This is a genomic window from Facklamia sp. P13055 (genome assembly GCF_050409445.1).
Classification (GTDB): Bacteria; Bacillota; Bacilli; order Lactobacillales; family Aerococcaceae; genus Facklamia.
Genome location: NZ_JBNUPL010000039.1, coordinates 1 through 5352, shown reverse-complemented (window position 1 = coordinate 5352; position 5352 = coordinate 1). Strand labels below are relative to the sequence as shown.

Annotated in this window: 3 protein-coding genes and 1 tRNA gene; all 4 read left to right on the top strand. The window is 36.3% G+C overall.

The genetic code is table 11. The features are described from left to right. Nucleotides 1-283: 283 nt before the first annotated feature. The 4 genes from ACQV2O_RS08360 to ACQV2O_RS08345 all read left to right on the top strand — a co-directional run bounded on the left by ACQV2O_RS08360 (nt 284) and on the right by ACQV2O_RS08345 (nt 5264). Entirely contained in the window at nt 284-1018 is a 735-nt protein-coding gene (locus tag ACQV2O_RS08360) for a metallophosphoesterase family protein (RefSeq protein WP_428875545.1), read from the top strand. Between the two features lie 4 nt (nt 1019-1022). Then, nucleotides 1023-3209, top strand: a complete 2187-nt coding sequence (locus tag ACQV2O_RS08355; protein WP_428875544.1) for a Tex family protein — start codon at nt 1023-1025, stop codon at nt 3207-3209. Nucleotides 3210-3264: 55 nt separating this feature from the next. Beyond that, nucleotides 3265-3347: transfer RNA gene (locus tag ACQV2O_RS08350), tRNA-Leu, on the top strand. Nucleotides 3348-3836: 489 nt separating this feature from the next. Beyond that, nucleotides 3837-5264, top strand: coding sequence for an alanine/glycine:cation symporter family protein (locus tag ACQV2O_RS08345; RefSeq protein ID WP_428875543.1), 1428 nt, complete (start codon nt 3837-3839; stop codon nt 5262-5264). Nucleotides 5265-5352 lie beyond the last annotated feature (88 nt).

The window sequence follows — 5352 nt, the reverse complement described above, 5'->3', positions numbered from 1 at the left end:
TATCATGAGTCCTGGCACAGAGTCCTTTCTATTTTAGTTACCACTTTTAATAGATCGGACTTCTGTGTTTTTGTGTAGCAAAAAATAGGATGGAAGGAAGTGTTTTTTCTTCCATCCACCCTGTTTATTATAGAACCAAAACAATAAAGCCCTTCAAGTAGTTTCTTCTAACTTGCGTGAGGGGCTTTACTATTGATCGAGCTTTCTATAAAATATTCTATGATTTTCCTACTACTTAAGCTATGCTATACTTAATTTATTCGATTTTAAAGGCGGTGAAGCAGTGAAAAATAATCCAGAGCACTTATTTGTTATCGGAGATATCCACGGAATGAGTGATGAATTAGATCAACTATTAGCAAGTTGGATACCTGAAGAAGAGCGATTGGTCTTTATTGGAGATTATATTGATCGTGGCTATGATAGTTTAGCTGTTTTAAACCGTGTATGGCAACTTCAAAAAGAAAAGAATGCCCTCTGTTTAAGAGGGAACCACGAATCCATGCTCTTAAATTTTTTGCGAAGCCCGCATAATTTTTTTAATCATTACATTATGAATGGTGGAGTAGCGACTATTTGTCAGTTATTAAATATTCCTGAAGAGAAAGTCGTAAAATCACAAGCCAGACGACTAGCTCGTCAAATTAAACAGACTTATCCTAAGCTGGAAACTTGGTTAGAGGGTCTCCCTTATTATTTTGAATATGGAGAATTCATTATTGTTCATGCTGGTGTAGATTTGTCGCTTGAAAACTGGAAAAACACTTCTGATCACGATTTTCTGTGGATTAGAGACAGCTTTCATCAAACAAAGAATTCTACCGGTAAACAAATTATTTTTGGGCACACTCCAACTATGGTGCTTCATCAGAATTACTATAATTCCAATGTTTGGCGTAAAGATATGAAATGGGGAATTGATGGTGGTTGTGTCTTTGGAGGAGAACTGCATGCTATGAAAGTTAGTAAAACGGCAGTAATTCAGATATATTCCGTCCCAGTTTTAGAAGGAGAATGATAGGATGAATAATGAAAACAATCAAGCAAATATTATCAAATCCATTAGCAACGAATTAAATATAGAAGTCAATCAAATTAATGCGGTTCTTAATTTATTGGAGGAAGGGAATACAATCCCTTTTATTTCACGTTACCGTAAAGAAATGACTGGGTCTCTAGATGAGGTTCAAATCTATGATATCGATAAACAGTATCAGTATGCTTTAAATCTCCATCAACGCAAAGAGGATGTCTTAAAAGCGATTGAGGAACAAGGGAAGCTGGATGCTGACCTTCAAGAAAATATTGAACAGGCACAGACATTACAACAAGTAGAAGACTTATATCGTCCCTTTAAGAAAAAACGTCGGACTAAAGCGATGGTGGCTATTGAGAATGGTTTAGAACCTTTAGCAAGTTGGATGCTAACTAATAAAGACTTAGATGTTCCACTGGAGCAAGAGGCCGAAAAATATCTTAACGAGTCGGTTTCATCAGTTGACAAAGCACTCGAAGGAGCCCATGAGATTATTGCTCAAGAAATATCGGATCGAGCAGATTTCCGAGAATTTATTCGAAAATATACAAAATATAATGCCTATTGGACCACTACTTTAAAAGAGCAAGACATTGACGAACGTGGAGTTTATCAAATGTATTACGATTTCCAAGAAAAACTAATGAAAATTGCTGAATATCGTGTCTTAGCCTCCAATCGTGGTGAAAAAGAAGGGGTTCTTTCAGTTAAAATCCAAGTAGATGAGGAACCGGCGCTTCAGTATATAGAAAAGCATATTCTAGATGAAGAACTGCCTAACCAACAAAAAGAGCGGATTGAGTTAGCAATTAAAGATGCCTATAAACGGTTTATTCAGCCGGCAATTGAGCGTGAAATTAGGAGTGAACAAACTGAAAGGGCAGATCGCCATGCGATTGCTATTTTTGGAGAGAACTTACGTCATTTACTTTTACAGCCTCCAATGAAGGGCTTTCGCGTACTCGGATTAGACCCTGCTTATCGTACGGGGTGCAAATTGGCGATTATTTCAGAAACTGGTCGTGTGCTAGATAAGGGTGTAATCTATCCGCATCCACCTGCAACTGACTATAAGCGCCAACAAGCAGCGACTATTTTAAAGTCAATGATTGAACAACATCAAGTTGATGTTATTGCTATTGGTAACGGAACAGCAAGTAGAGAATCTGAAGTCTTTGTAAGTGAAGTAGTTAAGCAGATTGACCGGTCTATTCGGTTTATAGTTGTTAATGAGGCAGGCGCTTCTGTATATTCAGCTAGTAAAATAGCTCGTGAAGAATTTCCTGATTATCAAGTAGAAGAAAGAAGTGCAGTTTCTATCGCAAGAAGATTGCAAGATCCTCTAGCAGAGTTGATAAAAATTGATCCGAAATCAATGGGAGTCGGACAATACCAGCACGATGTTAGCCAAAATTTATTGGCAGATGAATTGGATTTTGTCGTTAATATGACAGTCAATCAGGTAGGAGTCGACATTAATACTGCTAGTATTCAATTATTAGAACGTGTATCTGGAATGACCCATGCAACAGCTAAGAATGTGATTCTTTTAAGAGATGAGATTGGTAGGTTTGAGGATCGAAAACAGATTAAAAAAGTGAAACGCATGGGACCAAAAACCTATGAACAAGCTGTTGGTTTCTTACGCATTATAAAAGGAACAAACCCTCTAGATCAGACCTCTATTCACCCAGAATCATACGCAATTGCAGAACGGATTCTAGAAGATAATGGCTTGTCTTTAGATGAAATAGGTCAAGTAGAAAGCAGTCAAATTTTAAAATCTTTAGACACCCAGCAGATTGCTCAAACTTATCAAATTGGAAAAGAAACAGCCAAGGATATCTTGGAAGGCTTGATAAATCCTAGTCAAGATATTCGAGATGGTCAGGATGCGCCTGTTTTAAGAGACGATGTTTTGAAGCTGGAAGACTTAGAGGAAAATATGCAGTTACAGGGTGTTGTAAGAAATGTTGTCGACTTTGGCGTTTTTGTTGATATTGGAGTTAAACAGGATGGACTTATCCATATATCTAAATTAAGTTCACCAAAAGGTCGATTCATTAAGCATCCTTCTGAGCTAGTAGCCGTGGGAGATATTGTTGAAGTAGAAGTAATTTCTATTGATCGTGAACGGTCACGCATTGGATTAAAACTAATAAATCCTAAATAAAAGTTGACATAAGCGCTGCCGATTCGTTACAATATATACTATCGTTATTGATAGAGCGGTCGTGGCGGAATGGCAGACGCGCCAGCTTGAGGGGCTGGTATCCTTAAGGATGTGGAAGTTCGAGTCTTCTCGGCCGCATTAGGATTTTGGTTATGGAAGTTATAATAAAAGTTGATATTTTGTGATTATTTAAGTGGTATTTATTCGGTGTTTATATCGGATGGATACCACTTCTTTCTTTATAAAATTAAGAATTCTAGTTAATGATCTAAGTTCTTTCAAACTAATCTACTTATTAACATAAAAATGAAATAGAATGCCTTTTATCAATCTTATTCGATATTTAGCATACTTATGAATGACTAAAATTCTACATCGAACGTTAGTAATTAAGTCACAATTTCCTTCAAGCATTCAAATGTTTAAAAATAACATATCAGCTATAATACTATTGAGCAAAACGATTAAAAAAATTAATGAAAACCATTAATTTACCTTATAGTTTGTGTTAATCTTAACAAGTAGCGACAAATTATCTTGGAAGGAGTGAACCTATATATGAAAGTTATTTATTTATTTATTAACAGGTCTACTTCAGCTGTTTCTAATTAAGAAAGGAATTATTTAATGAATTTTTCAGATATTGTTGTAACACTTAGAGATTATTTATGGGATTATGTTCTTTTATATGCTTTTATTGGAATCGGATTATTTATGACTGTTCGTTTGGGTTTCCCGCAGTTTTCACGTGTTTTTCCTGCTCTGAAACGTATGATATCAGATATTATAAAGGGTAAATCAGCCAAAGAAGGTGGTATGACTCCTTTTCAATCTTTAGCTACAGCCGTTGCGGCTCAAGTAGGGACTGGCAATATAGTAGGGATTGCAACTGCTATTATTGGTGGCGGTCCGGGAGCGGCATTTTGGATGTTGGTTTCTGGCTTTTTAGGAATGTCTACAATGTTTGCTGAAGCTACCATGTCTCAAGTATTTAGGGAGAGGGAAGTTTCAGATGGTACGTTAGTTGGAGGACCTGCGTACTATATTAAAAATGGTTTAAAGCAAAAGTGGCTAGCATATATTTTTGCTGTTTTGTGCATTGTTGCACTTGGATTAGTTGGTATTATGGTTCAGGCTAACTCTATTATTTCGTCAATGAATACGGCTTTTGGTTTAAATCAATTCTTGATAGCCTGTGTTTTAATAGTGGTGGTTGGCTGGATCCTTATTGGAGGAATGGAGCGGATTGGTAAATTTTCTGAGCGTGTTGTTCCTACTATGGCCATATCATATGTTTTAGTGGCATTATTAATTATGATTTTAAACATTGATCAATTGATACCCACTATCAAGTTGATTATTAATAGCGCTTTCAATCCTCAAGCGATAGCTGGAGGAGCGCTAGGAATCAGTGTTCAGCAAGCAATGCGATATGGGTTAGCTAGAGGTTTATTTTCAAATGAGGCCGGAATGGGATCAACCCCCCATTCTCATGCAGTAGCTGTGACTTCACATCCTGCTGAACAAGGCTTTATTGCCATGATTGGTGTTTTTATATGTACTTTTATTATTTGTGTGGCAACGGTCATGATAAATCTTTTAACAGGGGCTTATTCCATTGAAACAATCCAAGCTATGACTCCTCAAGCTTTAGGTGAGTATGGTCAAATCATGACACAAACTGCTTTCCAAATTCAATTTGGAAAAATTGGAGAGTCATTCTTAGCCATCGCCTTATCAAGCTTTTCCTTAACTACAATTGTTGGTTGGTTTTTCTTTGCAGAGTCCAATGTTAAATTTATCTTTGATAATGGGAAAATCATTCATTCTTTTAAGTTAGTTGCTTTGATGGCAATTGCCATGGGTTATTTTGCAAGTCCTGGTGTAGTTTGGGATATTGCTGACTTATCAATGGGGCTAATGGCTTTACCTAATATAATTGCTCTAATCTTTTTGTCAGGTAAAACAGCAGAAGTCCTGAAAGATTATGACAAACAAGTTCAAATCGATGCAGAACATCTATCATGGGATTATAAATACGAAAAGGCTCACTAAACAAATATATTTTCACAAAAAGATCTTCTGAATTGATGTGAACCTCAAAAGTTGGAGTTTGTATTTAAACGGTTAATTGAATGGTATA

Excerpts from the sequence above, each read along its gene's own strand:
- ACQV2O_RS08355 (WP_428875544.1), top strand. The coding sequence starts at position 1,023 with ATGAATAATGAAAACAATCAAGCAAATATTATCAAATCCATTAGCAAC.
- ACQV2O_RS08345 (WP_428875543.1), top strand. The coding sequence starts at position 3,837 with ATGAATTTTTCAGATATTGTTGTAACACTTAGAGATTATTTATGGGAT.